This window comes from Actinocrinis puniceicyclus (assembly GCF_018283645.1).
Taxonomy (GTDB): Bacteria; Actinomycetota; Actinomycetes; order Streptomycetales; family Catenulisporaceae; genus Actinocrinis; species Actinocrinis puniceicyclus.
This window is the reverse complement of the sequence record NZ_JAGSXH010000034.1, coordinates 1-23,485: the sequence shown is the minus strand read 5'-3', so window position 1 is coordinate 23,485 and position 23,485 is coordinate 1. Positions and strand designations below refer to the sequence as shown.

Annotated in this window: 27 protein-coding genes; 12 read left to right on the top strand and 15 right to left on the bottom strand. The window is 72.3% G+C overall.

What is annotated here, in order from left to right; all coding sequences use genetic code 11:
- Positions 1–43 precede the first annotated feature (43 nt).
- A complete protein-coding gene (locus KGA66_RS12025) occupies positions 44–610 on the top strand; it encodes a methylated-DNA--[protein]-cysteine S-methyltransferase (protein ID WP_211467786.1) in 567 nt (188 codons plus the stop codon).
- A gap of 223 nt (positions 611–833) precedes the next feature.
- Positions 834–1,574, top strand: a complete 741-nt coding sequence (locus tag KGA66_RS12020; protein ID WP_211467785.1) for an AMP-binding protein — start codon at positions 834–836, stop codon at positions 1,572–1,574.
- Positions 1,575–2,043: 469 nt separating this feature from the next.
- On the opposite strand, the gene KGA66_RS12015 is transcribed toward KGA66_RS12020, so the two are convergent.
- The 3 genes from KGA66_RS12015 to KGA66_RS12005 all read right to left on the bottom strand — a co-directional run bounded on the left by KGA66_RS12015 (position 2,044) and on the right by KGA66_RS12005 (position 3,409).
- The gene (locus KGA66_RS12015) at positions 2,044–2,754 is read right to left on the bottom strand and encodes a helix-turn-helix transcriptional regulator (protein ID WP_211467784.1); all 711 of its coding nucleotides are present in this window, start codon (positions 2,752–2,754) and stop codon (positions 2,044–2,046) included.
- Between the two features lie 3 nt (positions 2,755–2,757).
- On the bottom strand, positions 2,758–2,919 hold the full coding sequence (locus KGA66_RS12010) for a hypothetical protein (RefSeq protein ID WP_211467783.1): 162 nt from the start codon (positions 2,917–2,919) through the stop codon (positions 2,758–2,760).
- A gap of 184 nt (positions 2,920–3,103) precedes the next feature.
- Complete coding sequence (locus tag KGA66_RS12005) at positions 3,104–3,409, bottom strand: hypothetical protein (protein ID WP_211467782.1); 306 nt, start codon at positions 3,407–3,409, stop codon at positions 3,104–3,106.
- A 115-nt stretch (positions 3,410–3,524) separates the two neighbouring features.
- Here KGA66_RS12005 and KGA66_RS12000 point away from each other — a divergent pair, with 115 nt between their 5' ends.
- The gene (locus KGA66_RS12000) at positions 3,525–4,517 is read left to right on the top strand and encodes a helix-turn-helix transcriptional regulator (protein ID WP_211467781.1); all 993 of its coding nucleotides are present in this window, start codon (positions 3,525–3,527) and stop codon (positions 4,515–4,517) included.
- Between the two features lie 82 nt (positions 4,518–4,599).
- On the opposite strand, the gene KGA66_RS11995 is transcribed toward KGA66_RS12000, so the two are convergent.
- The 4 genes from KGA66_RS11995 to KGA66_RS11980 are packed head-to-tail and all read right to left on the bottom strand — an operon-like array spanning position 4,600 to position 8,073.
- Entirely contained in the window at positions 4,600–5,190 is a 591-nt protein-coding gene (locus tag KGA66_RS11995) for a hypothetical protein (RefSeq protein WP_211467780.1), read from the bottom strand.
- Between the two features lie 60 nt (positions 5,191–5,250).
- Positions 5,251–6,039 carry a dienelactone hydrolase family protein gene (locus KGA66_RS11990; protein WP_211467779.1) on the bottom strand — a complete coding sequence of 263 codons (789 nt, stop codon included), beginning with the start codon at positions 6,037–6,039 and terminating at the stop codon, positions 5,251–5,253.
- Positions 6,040–6,088: 49 nt separating this feature from the next.
- Complete coding sequence (locus KGA66_RS11985) at positions 6,089–7,111, bottom strand: carbohydrate kinase family protein (RefSeq protein WP_211467778.1); 1,023 nt, start codon at positions 7,109–7,111, stop codon at positions 6,089–6,091.
- Positions 7,108–8,073 (bottom strand): pseudouridine-5'-phosphate glycosidase, encoded by a 966-nt coding sequence (locus KGA66_RS11980; RefSeq protein WP_211467776.1) that lies wholly within the window; start codon positions 8,071–8,073, stop codon positions 7,108–7,110. Before KGA66_RS11980 ends, KGA66_RS11985 begins: the two co-directional genes overlap by 4 nt.
- Before the next feature lie 130 nt (positions 8,074–8,203).
- Between KGA66_RS11980 and KGA66_RS11975 the strand changes: the two genes are divergently transcribed.
- From KGA66_RS11975 to KGA66_RS11965, 3 genes are all read left to right on the top strand, one after another.
- A complete protein-coding gene (locus KGA66_RS11975) occupies positions 8,204–8,833 on the top strand; it encodes a TetR/AcrR family transcriptional regulator (protein ID WP_211467774.1) in 630 nt (209 codons plus the stop codon).
- 81 nt (positions 8,834–8,914) lie between these two features.
- Positions 8,915–9,733 (top strand): ABC transporter ATP-binding protein, encoded by an 819-nt coding sequence (locus KGA66_RS11970; RefSeq protein WP_312886876.1) that lies wholly within the window; start codon positions 8,915–8,917, stop codon positions 9,731–9,733.
- Positions 9,730–10,563 carry an ABC transporter permease gene (locus KGA66_RS11965; RefSeq protein ID WP_211467772.1) on the top strand — a complete coding sequence of 278 codons (834 nt, stop codon included), beginning with the start codon at positions 9,730–9,732 and terminating at the stop codon, positions 10,561–10,563. Before KGA66_RS11970 ends, KGA66_RS11965 begins: the two co-directional genes overlap by 4 nt.
- Before the next feature lie 121 nt (positions 10,564–10,684).
- Here the strand turns inward: KGA66_RS11965 and chrA are convergent, their stop codons facing one another.
- Positions 10,685–11,890, bottom strand: coding sequence for a chromate efflux transporter (chrA, locus tag KGA66_RS11960; protein WP_211467771.1), 1,206 nt, complete (start codon positions 11,888–11,890; stop codon positions 10,685–10,687).
- Positions 11,891–12,083: 193 nt separating this feature from the next.
- On the opposite strand from chrA, the gene dhaK reads away from it, so the two are divergent.
- The 4 genes from dhaK to KGA66_RS11940 all read left to right on the top strand — a co-directional run bounded on the left by dhaK (position 12,084) and on the right by KGA66_RS11940 (position 14,896).
- The gene (gene dhaK / locus KGA66_RS11955) at positions 12,084–13,076 is read left to right on the top strand and encodes a dihydroxyacetone kinase subunit DhaK (RefSeq protein ID WP_211467769.1); all 993 of its coding nucleotides are present in this window, start codon (positions 12,084–12,086) and stop codon (positions 13,074–13,076) included.
- 3 nt (positions 13,077–13,079) lie between these two features.
- A complete protein-coding gene (gene dhaL / locus KGA66_RS11950) occupies positions 13,080–13,787 on the top strand; it encodes a dihydroxyacetone kinase subunit DhaL (RefSeq protein WP_312886875.1) in 708 nt (235 codons plus the stop codon).
- A 52-nt stretch (positions 13,788–13,839) separates the two neighbouring features.
- A complete protein-coding gene (dhaM, locus tag KGA66_RS11945; protein WP_246507586.1) occupies positions 13,840–14,217 on the top strand; it encodes a dihydroxyacetone kinase phosphoryl donor subunit DhaM in 378 nt (125 codons plus the stop codon).
- 115 nt (positions 14,218–14,332) lie between these two features.
- A complete protein-coding gene (locus tag KGA66_RS11940; protein ID WP_211467839.1) occupies positions 14,333–14,896 on the top strand; it encodes a YbaK/EbsC family protein in 564 nt (187 codons plus the stop codon).
- Positions 14,897–14,911: 15 nt separating this feature from the next.
- Here the strand turns inward: KGA66_RS11940 and KGA66_RS11935 are convergent, their stop codons facing one another.
- A complete protein-coding gene (locus tag KGA66_RS11935; protein WP_211467765.1) occupies positions 14,912–15,454 on the bottom strand; it encodes a hypothetical protein in 543 nt (180 codons plus the stop codon).
- Positions 15,451–15,852 carry a hypothetical protein gene (locus KGA66_RS11930; RefSeq protein ID WP_211467763.1) on the bottom strand — a complete coding sequence of 134 codons (402 nt, stop codon included), beginning with the start codon at positions 15,850–15,852 and terminating at the stop codon, positions 15,451–15,453. The genes KGA66_RS11935 and KGA66_RS11930 overlap by 4 nt, the downstream gene beginning before the upstream one ends.
- Before the next feature lie 59 nt (positions 15,853–15,911).
- On the opposite strand from KGA66_RS11930, the gene KGA66_RS11925 reads away from it, so the two are divergent.
- Both KGA66_RS11925 and KGA66_RS11920 read left to right on the top strand, forming a co-directional pair.
- Complete coding sequence (locus tag KGA66_RS11925) at positions 15,912–16,385, top strand: SRPBCC family protein (RefSeq protein WP_211467761.1); 474 nt, start codon at positions 15,912–15,914, stop codon at positions 16,383–16,385.
- A gap of 140 nt (positions 16,386–16,525) precedes the next feature.
- Positions 16,526–16,969, top strand: coding sequence for a VOC family protein (locus KGA66_RS11920; protein ID WP_211467759.1), 444 nt, complete (start codon positions 16,526–16,528; stop codon positions 16,967–16,969).
- Positions 16,970–17,054: 85 nt separating this feature from the next.
- Here KGA66_RS11920 and KGA66_RS11915 read toward each other — a convergent pair whose 3' ends face one another.
- The 5 genes from KGA66_RS11915 to KGA66_RS11895 form a co-directional block, all read right to left on the bottom strand.
- Positions 17,055–18,071, bottom strand: coding sequence for a TIGR03842 family LLM class F420-dependent oxidoreductase (locus KGA66_RS11915; RefSeq protein ID WP_211467757.1), 1,017 nt, complete (start codon positions 18,069–18,071; stop codon positions 17,055–17,057).
- Positions 18,072–18,091: 20 nt separating this feature from the next.
- Positions 18,092–19,495, bottom strand: a complete 1,404-nt coding sequence (gene hydA / locus KGA66_RS11910; RefSeq protein WP_211467755.1) for a dihydropyrimidinase — start codon at positions 19,493–19,495, stop codon at positions 18,092–18,094.
- Between the two features lie 16 nt (positions 19,496–19,511).
- Positions 19,512–20,354 carry a nitrilase-related carbon-nitrogen hydrolase gene (locus KGA66_RS11905; protein ID WP_369015855.1) on the bottom strand — a complete coding sequence of 281 codons (843 nt, stop codon included), beginning with the start codon at positions 20,352–20,354 and terminating at the stop codon, positions 19,512–19,514.
- A 49-nt stretch (positions 20,355–20,403) separates the two neighbouring features.
- Positions 20,404–21,930: an NCS1 family nucleobase:cation symporter-1 gene (locus tag KGA66_RS11900; RefSeq protein WP_211467751.1), complete on the bottom strand. Its 1,527-nt coding sequence runs from the start codon at positions 21,928–21,930 to the stop codon at positions 20,404–20,406.
- Between the two features lie 309 nt (positions 21,931–22,239).
- The coding region (locus tag KGA66_RS11895) for an MMPL family transporter (RefSeq protein ID WP_211467749.1) at positions 22,240–23,485 on the bottom strand (1,246 nt) is incomplete at its 5' end.

Genomic DNA, 23,485 nt, shown 5'->3' with positions numbered 1-23,485 from the left:
CGCTTCCTAGGCTGGACCCCGGACGTGAGAAGGGAGCGGTCGGATGCCGGCGCCGGGTTCGCATCACCCACTGCCCGCGGGCTCGGCCCGGGGCGACATCGACTCGCCCGTCGGGCCGCTCGGCGCCGTGGTCGGCCCGCACGGACTGCTGCGCCTCACCTTCGGCTCGCTGGCGCGCTTCGCCGACGGCCTCGCGGCGTGCGCGCCCGGTGCGCCCGCGGAAGGCGCGCCGTCGCTGTCCGACCACGAACACGGCGCGTCGATCATCCGCGAACTGGGGGAGTACTTCGCCGGGCGCCGCACCAGCTTCACCATCGCGGTGGACTGGTCGCTGACCTCGGGGGCGCAACGCGCGATCCTGTCGACCCTGCACGCCGAGGTGCACTACGGCGAAACCATCGGTTACGGCGACCTCGCGGTGCTGGCGGGCCGCACACCGGGCGCCTCCCGGCTCGTCGGCACCGTCATGGGCAGCAACCCGATTGTGATCGTCGTGCCCTGCCACCGTGTCATCGCGGCCGACGGGGGCATCGGCGGATTCGGCGGCGGACTGGAGACCAAGCGCCGATTGCTCACCCTTGAAGGTTCCTTGCAACCGACTTTGTTCTAAGTCCTGGGCGATCCGCCCACCTGCCCGAGCGCCGCACAGAGCCCTGACGCGTCAGACCCCTTACCGCTCCGTCAAGGTGTTCGGGCGGCCGGAGGCCGTCACTGGCACACTTTTGCCACTTTCCTCCACGCAACGCAAGCGGTCGAACCCGGACTGTTAGCTTCCTGAGCACCGCGTTCCCGGGTTCCGGGTTCACTCGGGGAAGCCAAGCGGAGGGATGGGGATGTTCATCCGATTCACCGACCGCGTCGACGGACCGCCGGTCGGCGTGATCCGCGCGCAGCGGATCAAGCCGTACGGCGCGCAGGAGGAGGCCGTCGGCGAACTGTCCAGCCTGCCCGAGGCGGAGTGGGCGCTGTTGACCGCGTGTGCCGGTCCGGACTGGGAGGACCTTCTCCTCGAAGCGAGCATTCCGCAGCTGATCGCCGAACAGGTGTGCATCGACCCCGATGCGGTGGCGGTGGCCTTCGACGGCCACGAGCTCACCTACGGGCAGTTGTGGAGCCGTGCGGGGACGGTGGCGGCGAAGTTGCGTCTGACCGGTGTGCGTCGGGGCCATCCGGTCGGGCTGTGCTGTGAAAGTTCCATAGAGCTGGTGATCGGAATGCTCGGCATTCTGCGTTCCGGGGGCGCATACGTGCCGCTGGACCCCAGCTATTCGGCCGAGCGCCTTAACCTCATGCGCCAGGAGATAGGGCTGCGTGTGATCGTGGCTCAGGCGGGGATCGAACTGCCCGGCGGCCCGTACCGCCCGGCGCTGCTGCGCACGGTGATCGTGGACTGCGACCCGGCGATGCTGACCGATCTGGAGACCGCAGGGCTCTTCGAGGACGACCCCTGGGCCGCCGGGCCCGACGACCTGGCCTACCTCAGCTACCCCTCCGGGCCGGGCACCGCGCCGGCCATCATGGCCTCGCACCGCAACGTGCTGAGCCTGCTCGACACCACCCGGCGCTACGGCTGAGCCGGCCGGGGCGGGGGTAGCCGGGTACCGCGGGGCCGGCCCTGGTGCCGCAGCGGCGCGCGTAGAGGGCGCTCGGCCTGATTGCACGGCCGCGCGGACGAGTCGGTCGACCGCGGGATGCCCTGCTTCGCTCTGTGGTGCTTCTTCACACGACAGTGCTTCTTCACACGACAGTGCATCTTCGCACCAGTGCTTCTTCGGCATGACCGCACGGCATCGCGGGGCAACGCCGCTCCAGGTAACGGCGAGGCTTGCGTAAACCGCACGGCGTCGGTTGCCGGGCGACGTCACGGTGCCGAAAACGCGGCACGGATCGGCTGAGCGGCGAGCCTGGCGCGGTGCCGCGGCTTCCGCACTTCGGGCATGCGGTCGCGCTGGCGCCGGGCGGCGCCGGGAGCAGCGCTCCGGCGACGCGGCCAGGGTCGTAGATCGGCCGATCCGTCCCCCGCTGCCGGACCGGGCGCCCGGGTCAGACCAGTCCGCGGCGCGCGGCCTGCACGCCGACCTGGAACCGGCTGGTCGCCCCGAGGCTGTCCATCAGCGAGGCCACCCGGCGGGCGAAGGTGCGCCGGCTCATGTGCAGTTGCGCCGCCGCGTGGTCGTCGGTGACCCCGTTGCTGAGCACCTGCAGGATCTCCCGCTGCTCGGCGGTCACCTGCCCGGGCGGCGGGCTGTTCGGCGGCTGCCCGCACGCGGCGGCCCAGGCCAGGTCGAAGGCGACCGCCAGCGAGCGGGCCGCGACGACGTGGGGCTGCGGGGCCAGGCGCCCGGCCATCGGGTGGCGCGGGTCGGGGTGCGGCATGTAGAGCACCGAGCGGTCCCGCACGATCACCGGGTACGGCAGGCTGAACGTGGTCGGCGCGGCCGTGCCGAGCCGGGTGAGCGCCGGGAAGGGCGCCGGATCCCCGGGCCGGGCCGGGCCGTGCAGCACCCGCACGGTCAGCCCCTGGCGCAGCAGCTTGGAGAACAACCCGGCCGGCACCAGCCGGTCGAAGAGCCAGGGCTCCGGCACGAGCGCGATCAACTCGTCCCGTGTCAGCTCCTCGAGCTCCGCGCCGAGCAGCGCAGCGGCCCCGCGCGCCGGGCCGGAGCGTTCGGCCGCGGCGTCATTCCAGACGCGGCGCGCCGTCGCGGGTTCGCGGCGGTGCAGCCGCACCGGAGCGGAAAGGGTCTCTGTCATCGGTCAGTCCCAGGAGATGTTGGTGGCCGTGGACGCCTGGGCGGTGGTCACGGCGACCGGGGCGGCGGTGGGCGAGTCGACGGCCGCGGCGACGGCGACCGCGGGTGCGGCCGAGAGGAGAGCAGCGGCGACCAGCAGGCCCGCGGAACGGGTGGCACGCTTCATGGGAATGCCTCTTTCGCACAACTTCAAACGCAGGGTGGTAATTGCCGGAACGGTAGGTAATTCGAAGCCCGCGGTGCTTCGCAAGAACCTTTATCCGAGGCAGGATTTTGCCGGAGTGCGCCCGCCCCTGTCACCGTTGCGCGCTGACATGACCCTGCGGTGGCAACAAGCTGTTGCCCCGGTGTCACACACCCAGCAGGATCTTCTCCGCCCCCGGCACCACCCCGGCCCCGCAGTACTGCATGGACCATCCACGCAGCTCGGGGCAGGTCTTGAGGGCCCGCATGCACAGCTGCGCCGCGGCGGACTCGGCCGCCGCCAGATCCGGGTGGCACAGGAACAGCGCCAGGCGCGCCTCGCGTGGGTCGGTCTCGGCGTAGAGGTGTTCCAGGCAGTCGCCGGGGTCCGCGATATCCGTCAATAGACGGCGAAGATCGTCGGCGCTAATGCAGCTGTCCTCGGCGGTCAGGCGCGAATTGATGAGATACATATTCCCGATGTTCCGTCAGCCGAAGGCCACGGGCCAGGATTTCGGTGTGGCAGAATCTTGCGGTGCAGGGACCTGCACGCTTCACTGAGGAGCAACCGATCGTTGGGGGCTTGCCATGCTGGAAGCACTGGGCGTCAGTCTCGACGCGGAGAACGTCTACAAGACAATGCTCGCGGAGCCGCACATCGGGGTCTCCGCTCTGGCGGAACGCCTGGGGTTCTCCACCGAGCGTGTCCGCCGGGGGCTGGACGAACTGGCCCGGCTCTCCCTGCTGCGGCCCTCCGACGAGAATCCCGGCATGCTGCGGCTGGTCAGCCCCGAGGTCGGCCTGTCCTCGCTGCTCGCGCAGCGCGAGGCCGCGGTGCTGGAACAGCAGCGGCAGATCGCGGCCAGCCGGGCGGCGGTCGCCGCGGTGGTGGCCAACTACGCCAACCTGCACCCCTCGCGGCAGCATTCCGACATCGAGCAGCTCGCCGGCGTCGACGCGGTGCGCTCCTGGCTGGAGGAACGCGCGCACGCGGGCCTGACCGAGGTGATGGGCTTCAACACCGGCGGGGCGCAGAGCGAGGCCAGCATGGAGGCCAGCCGGCCGCTGGACCAGGAGGCGCTGGACCGCGGCACGATCATGCGCACCATCTACCTCGACAGCGCCCGCAACGACCCGCCGACGCTGAACTACCTGCGCTGGCTGGCCGAGGCCGGCGGGCAGGTGCGCACCGCGCCGACTCTGCCGCTGCGCATGGTCATCTTCGACCGCAAGCAGGCGCTGATCCCGACCAACCCGGAGCACAGCAAGGCCGGCGCGGTCGTGCAGCGCGGCCCGGGGATGGTCGCGGCGCTGTGCGCGCTGTTCGAGCAGATATGGCACACCGCGAAGCCGGTCGGCGAGGAGCGCCACCGCGACGGCCAGGGGCTGACCGGCCAGGAGCAGGCGGTGCTCAGCCTGCTGGCCGAGGGCTGGACCGACGACGTGATAGCCCGCAAGCTCGGCGTCTCGGTGCGCACCAGCCGCCGCGTCACCGCGGAGCTGACCGCCCGCCTCGGCGCGCGCAGCCGCTTCCAGGCCGGGGCGCGCGCAGTCGAGCGCGGCTGGATCAAGGCCGTCTGACGCTGGATCATGGCCCTTTGGGGCCGCCCCGGCGATACTTCTCGAACACGTTCTGACGCGCGGCCCGGCCGGGTTCCGGCGATCATCGCGGCTCGCTCCCCGCGGCGGTCCGGGCCGTCTGCAGCAGACCCCAGACGAATTCAGCGGTCACCGCCACCGGCGTGCCCGCGCCGTCCGGCGCGGTGAAGTCCATGGTCCAGCGGCTCGGCGCGGAGCCGTCGCGGTGCCTGACCGAGGCGAACGCCCGTTCGACGTCGCCGATCACGCAGGACCACGGCGTCAGGTCGTCGATCGTCTCCAGGCGGGGCTTGGCCGCGGCGGGATCGCGCACCAGTTGCTCCGTCAGCATGACACCGCCGGGGCCGGTCAGCGCCTCGAACAGCAGATCCGGCCACAGCGGCAGCTTCCAGCGCGTGATGTGGCAGGTCAGGTCTCCTATCCGGCGCTGCTCCTGCGCCAGCGGCTCGCCGAGGAATCCGCGCAACGCGGGCAGTGCGCCGCGATACGAGCGCGAGCGTTGCATCCGCTGCCAATGCGCGTTGACCTCGCGCTGCTCGCTGACCGTGGCGCCGAGCACGCGACGGGCCTGTTCGACCAGCTCGGGGTGGTAGTCGGCCATCCGGCGCAGCAGCACGAGCTGGAACTCACGCGGCGTGATGCGGAGTGCGGGCACCGCCCCAGCATAGGCCGAGGCGGTACCGCGTCGGGGAGCGCCGCATGCGGCCTTCCCCCGTCAGGCCTCGGCGTCGCGGTGCCTGTGCGCGAAGTCGAGCACCCTGCGCCACACGTCCGCGCACTCCTCCTGGAAGGCCAGCGCGTCGGCCTCGAAGAAACCGTGCGTCGTGCCCGGGTAGGTGACGATCTCGTGCGCGTTGCCCGCGGCGGCCAGCGCCTCGTCGAAGGCCGCGACCATGCTCGCCGGGATTCCCTCGTCCTGCCCGGCGAACAGGCCCAGGATCGGGGCGGTCAGCTCGCGGGCCAGCTGGATCGGGCCGGGCGCGCCGTTGAGCGCGTCCGGGAAGCCGTACAGCCCGATCGCGCCGGCCAGGGCGAAGCGGCGGTGCGCGGCGGTGAAGGCGAACCGGCCGCCCATGCAGAAACCGAGCGAGATCACCGCGCGGCAGGCCCCGCCCGCGGGCGAGCGCAGGTGCGCCAGCGCGGCGTCGAAGTCCGCGGACAGCGCTTCGCGCGTCAGCGCACGCAGATGCGTCATGTGCCGCGGCAGCGCGCCGAAGTCGGCGGGGCGGGCGCGGTAGTCGGTTCCGGCGCTGCGCCCGAAGTAGTCGACCGCGAGCGCGGGCAGGCCCTGCTCGGCCAGGCGTCGGGTCAGCTCCTCGTAGAACCGGGAAAGCCCTCGGTTGTCGGGCAGCACGAGCACGCCCGGCCCACTCGGCTCGGCCGGCAGCGAGAGATAGGCCGCGCACGAAGCGCCGTCGGAGGCGGTCAGCAGCAGGCCGGCGCTGGTCGTCGTGGTCAGTGCGGGGCCGTAGAACGGCGGAATGGCATCGGCTTCGTAACACATGCCGCCAGATTAGACCGGTAAACTGACATCATATCACATACGAGTATTTTCATCTAGATTGAGTGGATTGCGATTCGGTACCGATGGAGGGAAGTGCCGGCCGGGCGCCGACTCCCGAGACGGCCCGCGCCGCGAGGGCGCTGCCGGACCGCAGCGCATCGCCCACCGGACGACCGGCCAGCCACGCGCGCAGGAAACCGGCGGCGAACGCGTCACCCGCCCCGGTGCTGTCGACCGCGGCGCCGGGGTCGAGTGGCACGGCCCCAACGTGCTCACACTCGCCGCCGGAGGTACATGCCAACGCGCCCTCGGCGCCGAGCTTGACCACGGCCAAGCGGCAGTGCTCTGTCAGAACGCTGCCAATGGTCCGCGGCTGCGCACCGTGGACAAGCGGCGAGGAACCTACGGCTGCTGTCACAGCCGTCGATGGACCCTGCGATGCACGGGCCAGCGTCCGGGCCTCCGGCAGGTTCGCGAACAGTATCTCGATCCCCCCGATCCAGGAGAGGAACCGCGCCGCTCCCGCCGCCTCCAGCGGACCGGCCGACGCCGCGTCGACGGATACTGTCATACCCGCCGCGCGCGCCAGGCCGAGAGCCGCCAGGCCGGCGCCGCGGCTGCCCGGCCGCAGCAGGGTGTAGCCGGAAAGATGCAGGTGGGCAGCTCGGCGGAAGACCTGCGTCGGCAGGTCCTCGGCCGCGAGCGCCGCGTTCGCACCGGCGTCGGGCACCATCGTGCGTTCGCCGCCCGGCTCGACGAGGACGATGACCGTCCCGGTCGGCCGCTCGCGGTCGACCGCGAAGCGCGTCTCGACCCCGGCGGCGCGCAGCGCGCCCGTGGCCGACCGGCCCGCCGCGTCGTCGCCGACCCGCCCGAGCAGCACCGTGCGCACACCCAGACCGGCCAGCCAGGCGGCCGTGTTGGCCGCCGCCCCGCCGCCCTCGACGCTGATGCGCGCGGGACTGTCGCCGGCGGGCACCAGCGGTCCGTCGAGCCGGGCGACCAGGTCCGTCATCACGTCGCCGAGCAGCACGACCGCCGGGCCCCCGCCGCCGGGGCGGCCCGGGTTCACGCCGCGCCGGCCCGCGCGCCGCCGCCCGACAGTTCGACGGCGATCCGCCCCGCCAGTTGCGCGTTGCGCAGCACGAGACGCACGTTCGCGCGCAGGCTCTCGCCGCCGGTGTGCCGGTGGAAGAAGTCCAGCAGGAACGGCGTGACCGCCTTGCCGGCGACCCGCTGCGCCGCCGCCTGCTCCAGCGCCGCGGCCAGCACCTGCTCGTGCAGCGTCGCGTCGAGCTGCTCGTGCGGCGGCAGCGGATTGGCCACCACCAGACCCTGGTGCCCGAGCCCCAGCGCCGCGCGCGCTTGGATGACCTGCGCGACCTGTGCGGGCGAGTCGGCCCGCCAGTCGAGCCGGAAGCCGGAATCGGTGATGTAGAAGCCGGGGAAGGCGTGCGTGCGGTACCCGACGACCGGAACGTTGAGGCTCTCCAGCCGTTCCAGCGTCGCGCCGACGTCGAGGATCGACTTGACCCCGGAGCAGACCACGGCGATCCCGGTGCGCGCCAGCGCCACCAGGTCGGCCGATTCGTCCCAGCTCTCCCGCGCCGCGCGGTGCACGCCGCCGAGCCCGCCGGTCGCGAACAGCCGGATCCCCGCCCGCTCGGCCAGATGCGCGGTCGCCGCGACCGTCGTCGCCGCGCTGCCGCCGCGCGCCACGACGAAGCCGAGGTCGCGCACGCTCGCCTTGGCCACGTCCTGGCGTTCGGCGATCGCGGCGAGCGCCGCCTCGTCGAGGCCGACCCGGGCCACCCCGTCCACGACCGCGACCGTCGCCGGGACCGCGCCGGCCTGCCGCACCGCCTGCTCGATCTGTCGCGCGACACGCAGGTTGTCCGGCCTGGGCAGGCCGTGGCTGATGATGGTCGACTCCAGCGCGACGACCGGCGCGCCGGCGGCCAGCGCCTCGGCGACCTCCGCCGCCACCCGCAGCGCCGGATCCTCCGGGCGGCGAGTCAGCCCGCGTACGTCCATACCGTTGATCATAACCGCGCGGATGACGCGAAGGCGCGCCGCGGCGCTGCCGGTTGGCCGCCGCGCGGCGTCGGCGCGCTGCGCCTGATTGACTGCGCCTGATTGACTGCGCCTGATTGATAATGAACCTGTGAGCGCACAGGGTGACGCCGGGGTCGCGGACGCGGACGCCGCCGCACGGCGGGGCAGGCCCGGTCGGCGGCCCGGCGGCGGCGACACCCGCCAGGTCATCCTCGACGCGGCCCGCGCCGAATTCGCCGCGCGCGGCTACGAGAACACCAGCATGCGCGCCATCGCCCGCGCCGCGGCGGTGAACCCCGCCCTGCTGCACCACTACTTCGGCACCAAGGACCAGCTCTTCCTCGCCGCACTCGAGTTCCCGCTCCAGCCGCGCGAACTGGTGGCCCGGATCGTCGGCGGCGGCCGTGAAGCCGTCGGCGAGCGCCTGGTGCGCTTCGCCTTCGGGCTGCTGGAGAATCCCGCCGCGCGGGACCGCGTGCTGGCGGTGCTGCGCGCCGCGGCCACCAACGAGCAGATGGCCAGGCTCATGCGCGGCTTCATCATGCGGGAGCTGGCCCGCCCGGTCGCCGCCGTGCTCGACCTGCCGCAGCCCGAACTGCGCGCGCAGCTGGCGATGACGCAGATGGTCGGCATGATCATGGGCCGCTATGTGCTCGCCGTCGAGCCGCTTGCCTCGGCGCCGGTGGAGGAACTGGTGCCGCTGCTCGCGCCGACGCTGCAGCGTTACCTCGTCGGCTGACGACCGCTGACGACCGCTGACGACCGCCGACTACCGCGCGCGGAGATTGACAGGACCGCCGCGCCCATCGAAACTAATCGTGTGGTTAATTTCTTGGCCGGCTCGCCCGAGCCGGCGGTACAAGTGCGCGAGCTGCGCGTGGTGCGCGGCGGCCGGGCGGTGCTCGACGGTCTGAGCCTGGATATCGCCCGCGGCAGCGTGACCGGTCTGCTCGGCCCGAGCGGCTGCGGCAAGACCACGCTCATGCGTTCGATCGTCGGGGTCCAGAAGACCGCCGGCGGCCGGGTCACCGTGCTCGGCCGCCCGGCCGGTGACGCCCGGTTGCGCCGCCGCGTCGGCTACGTCACGCAGGCGCCCTCGGTCTATTCGGACCTGACCGTCGCGGAGAACCTGCGCTACTTCGCCGCCGTGCTCGGCGTGCCGCGCGCCGACGCCGAGCGCGTGGCCGCGCAGGTCGGGCTCCGGGGCCGGGAACGCGACGTGGTCGGACGGCTTTCCGGTGGGCAGCACGCCCGCGTCTCGCTCGCCGCCGCGCTGCTCGGCGAGCCCGAACTGCTCGTGCTCGACGAGCCGACCGTCGGCCTCGATCCGGTGCTGCGGCGCGAACTGTGGGACCTGTTCCACCGTCTGGCCGGCGCGGGAGCCACGCTGCTGATCTCAAGCCACGTCATGGACGAGGCGACCCGCTGCGACCACCTGCTGCTGATGCGCGACGGGGCGATCATCGCCGACGACACACCGGCCGCGCTGCTCGCGCGCACCGGGGCCCGCGAGATCGAGCAGGCGTTCCTCGCGCTCGTCGAGGAGGATCAGCGCCCGGATACCGCGACGGGTACGGGCACGAGCGCCGGTGTGTCAGGGTCCGATCGGTCCGAACCGGCGAAGGAGGCGTCCCGATGAGCGTCCCGACGAGTGAGTCGACAAGTGAGTCGACGAGCGCTGCGACGGCCGCGCGTCCGCCCGAGCGCCCCGCAGCCGCGCCCCGGGCGCGTGCCAGCGCGCTGCGCACCCTGGCCACCGCTCAGCGCGTGCTGTCCCAACTGCGGCACGATCCGCGCACCATCGGCCTGCTCATCGTCGTTCCCTGCGTACTGCTGATCCTGCTCAAGTACGTCTTCGACGCCGAACCGCGCATCTTCGACCACTCCGGCGCGCCGCTGCTGGGCATCTTCCCGCTGACCGTGATGTTCCTGGTCACCTCGGTCGCGACGCTGCGCGAGCGGTCCAGCGGGACCCTGGAGCGGTTGCTGACCATGCCGCTGGGCAAGCTGGATCTGCTGCTCGGCTACGCGTTCGCCTTCGGCGCGCTGGCCCTGGTGCAGGCCGCCGTGGCCTTCGGCCTGACCCTCGGTCCGCTCGGGCTGCACGTGAGCGGTCCGACCTGGCTGCTGTTCGCGGTGGCGCTGGCCGACGGCCTGCTCGGCACCGCGCTGGGCCTGTTCGTCTCCGCGTTCGCCGCCACCGAGTTCCAGGCCGTGCAGTTCCTGCCGGCGTTCATCCTGCCGCAGTTCCTGCTGTGCGGATTGTTCACGCCGCGCGGGGACATGCAGCCGGTGCTGCGGTGGATCTCCGACGTGATGCCGCTGTCCTACGCGGTCGACGCGATGAACCGGCTGACCGCGCGGCCCGGCGTGGACGGCCTGGTCGTCAGGGACCTGATCGTCATCGTCGGTATCACGCTCGTCTCGCTCGCGCTCGGCGCGGTCACCCTGCGCCGCCGCACCGCGTGACCGGTGCCCGCCCGAGCGCACCGGATCTCGCCGGATCGCGCGGAGACAAGGGGGCCACGTCTTGTCGGCCCTCGGGCCGGGCGCCCGCGGACGTAGCGCGCCCGGCCCGCTCGCACCCCGGTCAGGACAGCGCGAGACCGACCAGCGCCGCGACCACGCCCAACGCGCCCGCGCCGAGCAGGGCGCTGACCACGCCGCGCCGCAGCACCAGCAGCCAGAGACCCGCCGCGGCCAGCACCGCGAACTGCCAGGGCTCGGCCAGCGCCAGCCCGAGCGTGAACGCCGACCCGCCGATCGCGCCGATCGTGGCCGGCCCCGCGCCGTCGAGGAACGCCTGCACGGTCTGGCTGCCGCGCAGCCGGTCGAACCGCCCGGCCCCGAACAACACCAGCAGGAACGAGGGCGAGAACGCGACCGCCGCGGCGAGCAGCGCGCCGAGCGCCCCCGCCGCGCCGTATCCGACCACGGCGACCGTCTGCACCACCGGCCCCGGGGTGATCTGCCCGAGCGCCACCGCCGCGGTGAACTGGCCCGCGGTCAGGAAGTGGTACCGGTGTACGGCGTCCGCCTGCATCAGCGGAATGATGACGAAGCCGCCGCCGTACGAGAGGGCGCCGACCTTGAACGCGGTCCAGGCCAGCGCGCCGAGCACGCCGGACGGCGCCGCCGCGGCCGCGGCCAGCGGCCACAGCGAGACCTGCGCCCCCGGTGCCGCGCGCCTGCGCCACAGCGCCTCGGCGCCGCCGCACGCCACCAGGACCAGTACCAGGTACGGTCCGATCAGAATCGCCGCCGCCGCGCCAAGCCCGAGATAACCGGCCCACCGGCGCCGCTGTCCCGGCCGGTGCGCGCGCCGGCGGCTCGCCGGCAGCAGCGTGGCCGCCGCGTTCAGCGCCACCGCGGCCACCGCGGCGCCTGCCCCCGCGGCCGCCCCGCGCACCCACAGCGGTGCATGTTCGGAGAGGAACAGCGCCGACAAGCCGATGATCAGAAGAAGTCCGGGCACGATGAAACACAGCCCGCCGACGATCGCCCCCGGCGCCCTGCGCAGCCTCCAGGCGCAGAAGATCGCCAGCTGGGTCGAGGCGGGCCCGGGCAGCAGGTTCGTCGCGGCGATCCCGTCCTCGAACTCGTCCGCGGCCAGCCATCCGCGCTGCTCGACGCACAGCCCTCGCAGCAGCGCGATGTGCGCCGGAGGACCGCCGAAGCCGATGCAGCCGATGCGGCCCCACTCCCGCGCGATCTCGCCCAGGCCCACCCGCGGCCGGGCCGCGCCGTCCTGCCCGGCCGCCTGAGCCGGCGCATACGGCACCTGCGGATCGGTCACATCGTGTCCTCGGTGTTGGGCAGGCAGACAGGCAACGCTGATCCCCCCGACGATACCGGTGCGGTCTCGAACTCCTTCGCCGAGCACCGAACACGGCGACGGGTTGCCACAGCGTGAACATACGCGCCGTCAGAACGCCCGGCCGCTGTGCCGATTACACCGCCGTGCTCCCGTACGGGCATAATCTGGGGACGTGAAGAAGCTGATCAACGCGCCCGACGACGTCGTCTCCGACGCGCTTGAGGGACTGGCCGCCGCGCATCCCTCACTCGCCGTGGACATGGACAGCCGCGTGGTGACGCGCGCGGGCGGGCCGCGACCGGGAAAGGTCGGCTTGGTCAGCGGAGGCGGCAGCGGTCACGAGCCGCTGCACGCGGGGTTCGTCGGCTACGGCATGCTCGACGCGGCGTGCCCCGGCGAGGTGTTCACCTCCCCGGTCCCGGACCAGATGCTGGCCGCGGCGCGGGCCGTCGACGGCGGCGCCGGGGTGCTGCAGATCGTCAAGAACTACACCGGCGACGTGCTCAACTTCCAGATGGCCGGGGAACTGGCCGGCGAGGAGGGCATCGAGGTGCGTTCCGTGCTGGTCAACGACGATGTGGCGGTGGAGGACTCGCTCTACACGGCCGGCCGGCGCGGCACCGGCGCCACCGTGTTCGTGGAGAAGATCGCCGGCGCGCTCGCCGAGCAGGGCGCGGACCTGGCCGCGCTGGTCACCGTCGCCGAGCAGGTCAATGCCCGGACCCGGTCGTTCGGCATCGCGCTGAGCCCCGCCACCACTCCGGCGTCCGGCCGGCCCGGTTTCACGCTGGCCGAGGACGAGATCGAGATCGGCGTCGGCATCCACGGCGAGCCCGGGCGCCGCCGCGGTCCGATCGGCACGGCGGCGCAGCTGGCCGAGACCGCGCTCGACGCGATCCACCAGGATCTGCCGCTGGACGGCGAGGTGCTGGTGATGGTCAACGGCATGGGCGGCACGCCGCTGATCGAGCTCTACATCGTCTTCCGCGAGGTGCGGCGCCTGCTCGCGGCCCGCGGCGTGGCCGTCGCGCGCAACCTCGTCGGCAACTACGTCACCAGCCTGGAGATGCAGGGCTTCTCCCTGACCGTGTGCAAACTCACCGAGCAGTTCACCGAGTTGTGGGACGCGCCCGTGCAGACGCCGGCGCTGCGTTGGGGACGGTAGCCGGTGACCACCCCGCGGCATTCCACGATTCTGGACACTGCGTTCTTCACCGCCTGGATCACGCGCGCGGCCGAGGCCGTGGAAGCGGACCGGGCCCGGCTGAGCGACCTGGACGCGGCCATCGGCGACGGCGACCACGGCACGAACCTCGACCGTGGTTTCGCCGGAGTGCTGCGGGTCCTGGACAGCACCGACGCGCGCACCCCGGCGAACGTGCTGGCGTTGACCGGTACGACGCTGATCTCGAAGGTGGGCGGGGCCTCGGGGCCGCTGTACGGCAGCGCGTTCCGCCGCGCGGCCAACATCTTGGGCGAGGCCGAACAGGTCGACCTGCCGGGTCTGGCCGCCGCGCTCGAGGCGGCCCTGGCCGCAGTGCGCAAGCTCGGCGCCGCGCGCGACGGGGACAAGACGATGGTCGACGCGCTGGCACCCGCGGTCGCGGCTCTCGGCGCGGCCGCCGCCGACGGCGCCGCCCTGCTCGACGCGCTCGACGCGATGGTCGACGCGGCGAACGCGGGCGCCGAAGCGACGATCCCGATGCAGGCTTCCAAGGGACGCGCCAGCTACCTCGGGCCGCGCAGCATCGGGCACCTGGACCCTGGCGCTGCCTCGACGGTGCTCATCCTGACCGCGCTGCGCGACACGGCGGCCGCCGCCGCGCGCAGCGGTCCCGACGTCGAGAAAGAGCCGGATGGCGATGACGGTGACTGAACAACCGCGGCACCTCGAAAGCCGGCCGGCGCCCGCGCCCGGACCGGTCGGCATGGTTCTGGTCTCACACAGCGCGCTGATCGCCGAAGGCACGGCCGAGCTCGTCCGGCAGCTCGCCGGCGGCGAGGTCGCGGTGCAGCCGGCCGGCGGCCTGCCCGAAGGCGGCCTCGGCACCAGCATCGAGCTGGTCGAGCAGGCGGTTCGCACCGCGGACCGCGGCGCGGGCGTCGTCATCCTGGCCGACCTGGGCAGCGCGGTGCTGACGGTCAAGCTGCTGCTCGACGACGCGGCGGGGCTGCCCGCCGTGCTGATCGCCGACGCGCCGCTGGTCGAGGGCGCGGTTTCGGCGGCGGTCGCGGCATCGTCGGGCGCTGATCTCGAGGCGGTCCGCGCGGCGGCCGAGGAGGCCCGCGCCTTCCGCAAGCTGTGAGTGCGTCGCAGGCTGTGGCGGCGTTGCGAACTGTGCCGGCGTTGCGAACTGCGAGACCGCCGCGAGCGGTGTGGCGCGGCGTCCCGGGACGGTCGCGGGCGCGCCCGCGCGTGGCATGCTGGGCTGCGTGACTGTGAACGTCGTCCTGCGGCCGGCCGCCGACCATCCCGAACTGCTCGCCGCGCCCACGGCCAAGGCCCTGGCCGAGCACGCGGACGCGCTCCCGCTCGCCCGCATCGAGGTCGGCGCGATCGATCCCGCGCTCGCGGACACCGCGGCCTTCTGCGCCGAGTACGGCGTCGCCTTGCACGAGTCCGCGAACTGCGTCGTCGTCGCGGCCAAGCGGGCCGGCCAGACGGCATTCGCGGCCTGCCTCGTGCTCGCCACGACCCGCGCGGACATCAACGGGCTGGTCCGCCGCCACCTCGGCGCGCGCAAGATCTCCTTCGCCCCGATGGACGAGGCGGTCGCGCGGACCGGCATGGAGTACGGCGGCATCACCCCGGTCGGCCTGCCCGCGCACTGGCCGGTCCTCATCGACGAGGCGGTCGCCGCCGCGCCCCGCGTGGTCGTCGGCTCCGGCATCCGCGGCTCGAAGCTGTGGCTGCCCGGCGGCGCGCTGACCCTGCTGCCGAACGCCGAGGTCCTGCCCGGTCTCGGGATGCCCGTCGCCCGGTAGTCGCGCGGGGCGGGCCTATGCGACGACGTCCGGTCCCCGGCGCCGATCGTTCAACGCCGCGATCACTTTCGCCAGCGCCTTGTCGGCGGGATGCCGTTTGATCAAGCCCTCGCGTCCCGCCGTACGAAGCGCCACCTGTACAGAGCCGTCCCGGGCCGGGCTGAGCACGGCGGTGACGACGACGGGATTCAGGCCGCCGAGTCCGACGCCGAGCATCGCGCGAAGGGCGATCGCGCCGTCCTCGCGCGTCTGCGTGCCCACCGGCTCGCCGACGGTCGCGAGGGTCTCGGCGACCGTGTGCGCCGCCGTCCCGATCGGGCCGTCAAGCGAGACCGCGCCGGTGCTGACGTCCTTCTTCGTCCACTTGTAACCCCGCGCCGCGCCGCGCGCGCCGCCCCGGCCGCCCGCCGCGCCGAGCCCGTGCTGTCCGGTGATCGATCCGCCGATGCCCGCGCCGATGGACCCGCCGGCCGCGCCCAGGCGCATCATCGCCGCGAGGAGCAGTTCGTCCTCGCCCGCCTCGTCGAACATGGCTGCATCCACTTCGTCGCGGTTCACGGCCCGCCGCTCAGTCCGTACAGGATGTACTGGCCGCCGCCCCGCTTCAGCACGAGCCCCATCGTGCACGGCAGGCCCGCCGCCTGCACTCGCGTGGTGCCAACGGGAAGTTGCGCATACACCGGCCAGCCGGCCGGTTCGACCGTCATCACCTGCGGGTACGTATACCCGGGCAACAATGCGTCCACCGTACGGCCCTCGAGGTAGTCGCGTCCGCAGTAAGTCACCGACGGAGGTACCGACCACCAGGCGAATGTGTGGAACGTGACCCTGTAGTACAGCAGCCAGCTGGCAGCCGCGAGCACGAGCGCGCCGGAGAACAGCCAAACGATGATCGCCGCCACTCGGCGACGACTGCGCTTGGACGGCATGGATTGACCGACCCCTGATTCCGTCACGCAGCAAGGATGCCACGGATACCATCGGGGCCGGACACCTGGGCGGGTAGGCTTCGCACGTGCCGCGCTTCGAACTCGTCACCTCGATCGCCGCTGCGCCGGCCGAGGTCTTCGGTGCGTCGCTGGACGTTGAGGTACACACCGGGTCCATGGCCAAGTCCGCCGAGCGCGCGGTCGGCGGGGTCACCGCCGGGCGCCTCAAACTCGGCGACTGCGTCACCTGGCGGGCGCGACACTTCGCGATCTGGTGGCGGATGACCTCGAAGATCAGCGCCTGCGCCCCTCCCGAGCACTTCACCGACGAGCAGGTCGTCGGGCCCTTCAAGTACTGGCGGCACGAACATCGCTTCGAAGCCGACTCACGCGGCGGCACCGTGATGCGCGACGAGGTGGATTTCGAAGCCCCCTTCGGCTTGCTCGGCGCTTTCGCGCAGGTCGTGGTTCTGCGCCGCTACCTGATTCGGCTGATCCGGATCCGCAACCAGCACATCAAGACCGTCACCGAGTCCGCGGCTCCGGGCAGCGCGGGATGAAGCGCTCGTAGGCACCGGCGCGGCGCAACGATGCGTGATCAAGTACAGCGCGTGATGCGCGCGTGGGCGCAAGAGCGGGATAATCGTCGCGCAACGGCCGAACCGGCCTGTGTCGACCCCGACCGGCGAGCGGAGCCGCCATGCAAAAGCTTCCCCTTGCGAACACCATCACGCTCGGAGTGCTGGACATCGAGCGGGAGCGGGCCTTCTACCGCGCTCTGGGCTGGCCGCTGGCCTTCGACTCGGACGACTTCGCCGTCTTCGAACTGCGCGGCGCGCTGCTGGCCCTGTTCCCGGCGGACAAGCTCGCGCAGGACGCCCGCGCGCGGGCGCAGACCGAACGGGAGGGAATCCGCTTCGCCGTCATCATCAGCGCCGAGACGCCCGAGCAGGTCGACGAAATGGCTGCGCGCGTAGAACAGGCCGGCGGCCGCCTGACCAAGGCGCCCACCGAGCCCGAGTTCTTCGATGGCCGCGACGCCTACTTCGCGGACCCGGAGGGCAACTACTGGGAGATCGCCTGGGCGCCGGGGGAGAACCCGGTCACCGCCGCGGCGCGGCGCGCGGCCGGACTGACCCCGTAGCCGCGCCGCCGGACCGGTCCCACAGCCGCGTTCGACGCGCTGGCCCTGCTCCAAACCTGGTCTAATCCTTGGTCTGATCCTCGGTCTAATCCGGTCTAATCCCGCTCTGACCCATCTGCGCAACGACGTCCTGACCGTAGGCCCAGAGCGTCTGCTGCGGCTGGTCGTGCATGAGGTACAGCGCGAACTGGTTCACCCCGAGCTCGGCCAGTTCGGCGAGGCGGTCCCGGTGCGCCGACGCCGGGCCGAGCAGGCAGAAGCGGTCCACGATCTCGTCCGGGACGAACTCGGCGGACGGATTGCCGGCCCGGCCGTGGTGCGCGTAGTCGTAGCCGTCCCGGCCCTTGATGTAATCGGTCAGCGCCCTCGGCACCGGCCCGTGCGTGCCGTAGCGTTCCACCAGGTCCGCCACGTGGTTGCCGACCATCCCGCCGAACCAGCGGGTCTGCTCCCGGGCGTGCTCCAGGTCCGGCCCGACGTACGCGGGCGCCGCGACACAGATCGTGATCGCGTCCGGGTCGCGGCCCGCCTCGCCGGCCGCGTCGCGCACCGCGCCGATCGTCCAGCGGGCGATGTCGGGATCCGCGCACTGCAACACGAAGCCGTCCGCCTGCTCGCCGGCCAGCTTCAGCGCCTTGGGCCCGTAACCGGCCATCCACATCGGCAGCCGCCCCTCGCGCACCCACGGGATCTTGACCGTCACGTCGTTGAGCAGCGCCTCGCGGCCCTCCGCCAGGTCCTTGACCGTCCGCATGCACGCGGCGACCTCGGCCAGGCTCTGCGGCCTGCGGCCGATCACCCGCAGCGCCGAGTCGCCGCGGCCGATGCCGCAGACCGTGCGGTTGCCGTACATGTCGTTCAGCGTCGCGAACAGCGAGGCGAGTACCGACCAGTCCCGGGTGCCCGGATTGGTCACCAGCGGCCCGACCCGCAGCCGCTGCGTGGCCGCCAGGATCCGCGAATAGATCACGAACGGCTCCTGCCACAGCACCGTGGAATCGAAGGTCCAGCCGTAGCCGAAGCCCAGTTCCTCCGCCTGCCGCATCGTCTCCACCAGCCGGGTGGCCGGCGGATCGGTCTGCATCACCACGCCGAAGTCCATGACCTGCCGCCTTTCCCGGGTCAGACGAGGTACTGGGACAAGCCCCTGGGCACGAACCGGCCGTGCCCCGGCCTGCCGTGGAACGCGCCGTCGCGCACGACGAGCGCACCGCGGGAGAGCACCGTCTCCACCCGGCCGGTGATCTCCATGCCCTCATACGCCGAGTAGTCCACGTTCATGTGGTGTGTCGCGGCACTGATGGTCTGCTGCGCGTCCGGGTCGTAGACCACGATGTCGGCGTCCGCGCCGGGGGCGATCACACCCTTGCGGCCGTAGAGCCCGAACATGCGCGCCGGGGTCGTCGAACACAGCTCGACCCACCGCTGCCTGCTGATCTTCCCGGCCACCACGCCCTGGTAGATCAGGTCCATGCGATGCTCGACGCCCGGCATCCCGTTGGGGATCTTGGAGAAGTCGCCGCGGCCCAGCTCCTTCTGGTCCTTGAAGCAGAACGGACAGTGGTCGGTGGAGACCACCGCCAGGTCATTGGTGCGCAGACCCTTCCACAGCGCCGCGGCGTGCTCGCGCGGGCGCAGCGGCGGGGAGGCGACGTACTTGGCGCCCTCGAAGCCGGGCTTGGCCAGGTCCTCCAGGGCCAGATACAGGTACTGCGGACAGGTCTCCGCGAACACGTTCTGCCCGCCGTCGCGCGCCTCCGCCACCGCGTCAAGGGCCTGCGACGCGGTCAGGTGCACGACGTACAGCGGCGCGCCGGTGACCTCCGCCAGCGCGATCGCGCGGCTGGTGGCCTCGCCCTCCAGCTGCGGCGGGCGGGTCAGGCCGTGGTACACCGGGTCGGTGTGGCCCTGCGCGAGCGCCTGCGCGACCAACTGGTCGATCGCGATGCCGTTCTCGGCGTGCATCATGATGACCGCGCCGTTGGCCTTCGCCTTCTGCATCGCCAGCAGAATCTCGCCGTCGGTGCTGTAGAACACGCCCGGGTACGCCATGAACATCTTGAAGCTGGTGACCCCGGCCGCCACCGCGGCGTCCATCTCCTTCAGCGCGGCCTCGTTCACGTCGGACAGGATCGCGTGGAAACCGTAGTCGACCGCGCAGTTGCCCGCAGCCTTGGCGTGCCAGGACTCGATGCCGGCGAGCAGGGACGCGCCCTTGCTCTGCACCGCGAAGTCCACGATCGTGGTCGTGCCGCCCCAGGCCGCCGCGATCGTGCCGGTCTCGAAGGTGTCGGAGGCGAAGGTGCCGCCGAAGGGCAGTTGCATGTGCGTGTGGACATCGACTCCGCCGGGGATCACGTACTTCCCGGTCGCGTCGAGGACCGTGTCGGCCAGCGCCGCCCACGAGTCGGCCGCCGGGGTGCCGGGCGCGGCGAGCGCCGCCACGCGCTCGCCCTCCACGAGGACGTCCGCCGATGCCGAGCCGGTGGCCGAGACGACCAGGCCGCCGCGGATCAGGATGCTCATCTGCCCGCGCCCCCGCTCAGGCCTGCGTCAGCGGGCCGTAGGTGTCCGGGCGCCGGTCGCGGTAGAACGCCCACAGGTCGCGCACCTCCTGCAACGCGCCCATGTCCAGGTCGCGCACGACGACCTCCTCCTCGGTGTCCGACGCCGCGTCGCCGACCAGCTGCCCGCGCGGGTCCACGAAGTAGGACTGGCCGTAGAAGTCGTTGTCGCCCAGCGGCTCCACGCCCACCCGGTTGATCGCGCCGATGAAGTACTCGTTGGCCACAGCCGCCGCGGGCTGCTCCAGCCGCCACAGGTACTGTGACAGGCCCCTGCTGGTCGCCGAGGGGTTGAACACGATGCGCGCCCCGGCCAGGCCCAGCGCCCGCCAGCCCTCCGGGAAGTGCCGCTCGTAGCAGATGTACACCCCGATCCGGCCGACCGCGGTGTCGAACACCGGGTAGCCGAGGTTGCCGGGCCGGAAGTAGAACTTCTCCCAGAACCCGCGCACCTGCGGGATGTGGTTCTTGCGGTGCTTGCCCAGGAAGGCGCCGTCCGCGTCGATGACGGCCGCGGTGTTGTAGTAGACGCCGGGCTGTTCCTGCTCGTACATCGGCACGATCAGCACCACGCCGTTGTCCCGCGCGACCTCCCGCATCAGCCGGGTCGTCGGCCCGTCCGGGATCGCCTCGGTGTAGGAGAAGTACTCGGGCTCCTGCACCTGGCAGAAGTACGGCCCGTAGAACAGCTCCTGAAGGCAGACGACCTGCGCGCCCCGGGCGGCGGCCGCCTGCACGTGCGCCACCGCGTTCTCGATCATGGTCTTCTTCTCGCCGGTCCACTTCTGCTGGACCAGCGCCGCCCGCACGATCTGCGACACCCTCACCACGTCCTTCCGAACACCGGGTTCCGACTCCATGGAATGCCGCTCATTGCTGCGGCGCCACCGCGGGCCGCGCGGCCACCCCCGCCCGCCGCGGCGCGGCCAGCAGCAGATAGATCACCAGGCCGGCGCCGAAGCCCACCGCCCAGCTGTACGAGTACAACGGCTTGAGCAACGGGATCAGCCCGTTCGCCGGGAACGGTCCCGCGGTGCCCGGCGCGGTGTTCGCCCCGCCGACGGCCAGCACCGCGCCGAGCAGCGTCGCGGCCACCGCGGGCAGGCTCCAGCCGGCAGTGAACCAGTACCTCCCACCGCGCCGGTACAGGTCCGCCGGGTCCAGCCGGGTGCGCCGCACGAACCAGTACCCTGCGACCAGTACCCCGGCCACCGCGCCGAGCACGCCGCCGTAGAAGTCCAGCCAGGCGAAGACGTACACGTGCGGGTCGCTCACCAGCTTCCACGGCATCAGCGCCACGCCGACCACCCCGGCGATCAGGCCGCCGACCCGCCGCGAGATCACCCGCGGCGCCAGATTGGAGAAGTCGTACGACGGGCTGACCACGTTCGCCGCCACGTTCACCGAGACGGTCGCCACCAGCAGGGTGACCAGCCCGAGCGTCACCACGAACGGGTTGGAGAACTTCGCCGCCAGCGCCGTGGGATCCCAGATCGCCTTGCCGTAGATGATCGCGGTGCCGGAGGAGATCATCACCGCGATCAGCGAGAAGAAGGTCATCGTCGTCGGCAGGCCCAGCACCTGGCCCCAGGCCTGGCCGCGCTGCGAGCGGGAGAAGCGGGTGAAGTCGGGCATGTTCAGCGACAGCGTCGCCCAGAACGCGATCATCGCCATCAGCGAGGGCCAGAACACCGGCCAGAACCGCCCGCCCCAGCCCAGTGCGGCCGGCTGCGAGAGCAGGTCGCCCACCCCGTGCGCCCGGTAGATCACCCAGCCGAGTACCGCGAGGAAGACCACGAGCACGAACGGCGCGGCCCAGTTCTCGAAGCGGCGCAGCGTGTCCATGCCGCGCCAGATGATCGCCATCTGGATCACCCAGAACAGGGCGAAGGCCGGCCACAGCGTCCACGGGTGGCCGAGCAGCGGGGAGGCGTTCGTCCACCAGGCGCCGAAAAGCTTTCCGGCCACCACGCTGATGCCCTCGCCGCCGATCCAGGTCTGGATGCCGAACCAGCCGCACGCCACGAGCGCGCGCAGCAGCGCCGCGAGGTTCGCCCCGCGGATGCCGTAGAAGGCGCGGGCGAACACCGGGAACGGGATGCCGTACTTGGTCCCGGCGTGGCTGTTGAGCAGCATCGGCACCAGCACGATCAGGTTGCCCAGGGCGATGGTGAGCAGCGCCTGCACCGGGTTCATCCCGGCGGCGATGAGACTGGCGGCCAGCGTGTAGGTCACCAGGTTGTGCGACATGCCGATCCACAGGGCCGCGTAGTTGTAGAGCGACCAGGTGCGCTGCGCCACCGGGACGGGCAGCAGTTCGGGGTTGGCGTACGGGCCGTCGGCGAGTTCGCCCAGGTCGGCGAGCTCGACCTGGCCCTCGGTACCGAGGAAGGCCATGCGGCGGTGCTCCGATCGCGAGGGGGTCGGGCCGGTCACCCCACCCTGCGCCGCGGCGCCCGCGCGCGCCCTGCCGCCCGCGCGGCCGGATCGGCGCCGATGATGCTGGTGGAGGGCAAGATGATGCCCGATACCGCAGATCGGCGAACCACACCGCGCGCTAAATCTTCCTGACGCGCCGCGCGGGCCGCGAACACCACGGGTGTCCGTGTGGACACGCCGCGTCGAGAATTCGGCGGTTCCTCCAACCGCGCCGCCCGCGACGCCGCCGGCCTACGAGCGGGCGTCGTGCGCGGCTTGCCGCGCGGTTCACTCGTAGCCGGCCGCCGGCGCCGGCGCGCTGGCGATTGCTCCAACGCGCGCGGGGCGCCGCTGCCCCGGGATCGTGGTGTGATCCGGGTCACAGGACTCGACGTGCAGGTGCGGCAGGATCCGGTCCAGCCAGGCCGGCAGCCACCAGTTGGCCCGGCCGAACAGGTGCATCGCCGCCGGCACCAGCACCGTGCGCAGCACGAACGCGTCGATCGCGACCGCGCTGGCCAGGCCGATGCCGAACTCGCCGATCACCCGCTGGCTGCCGAACGCGAACGCGCAGAACACCGAGATCATGATGGTGGCCGCGGCGGTGATCACCCGCGAGGTCTCCACCTGCCCGATCTTCACCGCGCGCGCGTTGTCCCGGTGGCGCACCCACTCCTCGTGCATCCGCGAGACCAGGAAGACCTGGTAGTCCATCGACAGGCCGAACAGGATCGCCACGAGCATCACCGGCAGGAACGCCTCCACCGGCCCCGCCCCGCCCATGCCGAGCTTGTCCGAGCCCCAGCCCCACTCGAAGAACGCGGTGACCACGCCGAAGGAGGCGGCCGCCGCCAGCAGGTTCATCACCGCCGCGGTCAGCGGCACCACCAGGCAGCGGAACGCGATCACCAGCAGCAGGAAGCCGAGCGCCGCGATCAGCCCGACGAACAGCGGCAGTTTGCCGCCGAGCACCGAGGCGAAGTCGGCGTACACGGCGGTCAGCCCGCCGACGTAGACGTGCACGCCGGTGCCCGCCAGCGCCTCCGGGACCACCTGCCCGCGCAGCGTCGTGATCAGCTTCGCGGTCGCGCTGGACTCCGGAGAACCGGTCGGCACCACCTCGAACACCGCGACGCGGCCGTCCGCGGACCGCGGCCCGGCGTGCACCGCGGCCACGCCCGGCGTGCGCCCGACCGCGCCCGCCAGTGCGCTGAGCGCGGCCGCGTCCCGGGCCGCGGCGGCGCGGACGCCCGAGCCGGAGCCCGGGCCCGGGCCGGCGGGCATCTCGGCCACGAGCTCCAGAGGTCCGTTCACTCCCGGCCCGAAGCCCTGCGCCATCAGGTCGTAAGCCTTGCGCGTGGTCGTGCCCGAGGGATCGTTGCCCGAATCGGAGGCGCCGAGCCGGAGCGTGAGCACCGGCACCGCCAGCGCGACCATCACCCCCAGCGCCAGCAGGCTCGTCATCCGCGGCCGCCGCTCGACCGAACCGGCCCAGCGGCGCCACAGCCCCCGCGGCTCCTCGCCGCCGCTGCCC